At 72.8% G+C, this 577-nt stretch carries 1 protein-coding gene; it reads left to right on the plus strand.

The features are described from left to right. Positions 1-577, plus strand: a 577-nt coding sequence (locus tag EHS43_RS45680) for a TetR/AcrR family transcriptional regulator (RefSeq protein WP_260471044.1), incomplete at both ends; no start/stop codon positions are given.

Here is a 577-nt window from a genome sequence, read left to right on the forward strand (position 1 = left end):
CCCGGAACCCCAAGCAGTCCGCCCCCGACACCACCCGCCGCAGCGAGAGGTCCCGCCGCGCCATCTACGACGCCGCCCTCGGCCTCGTCGCCGAGGTCGGCTACCCGAAGACCACGATCGAGGGCATCGCCGCCCGCGCCGGAGTCGGCAAGCAGACGATCTACCGCTGGTGGTCCTCGAAGGCCGAAGTGCTCATGGAGGCGTTCCTCGACCTGAGCGAGCAGGCGGCACGGGAGGCGGGTCCCGAGGAGCCGTACGCCATCCCGGACACCGGCGACCTCGCCGCCGACCTCAAGGCCGTCCTGCGGCTGACCGTGGACCAGCTCAAAGACCCCCGCTTCGAGGCCCCCTCCCGCGCCCTGGCCGCCGAGGGCGTCGTCAACGAGCAGGTCGGCCGGGCCTTCGTGGCCAAGCTCCTCGAACCCTCGCTCCAGCTCTACGTCGACCGGGTGCGCGCGGCCCAGCGGGCCGGCCAGGTGCGCCCCGAGATCGACCCGCGCATCGCCCTCGAACTCTGGGTCTCCCCCCTCGCCCAGCGTTGGCTCCAGCACACCGCCCCGATCGGCTACGACTACAC

This window comes from Streptomyces sp. RP5T, assembly GCF_003933965.1.
Classification (GTDB): Bacteria; Actinomycetota; Actinomycetes; order Streptomycetales; family Streptomycetaceae; genus Streptomyces.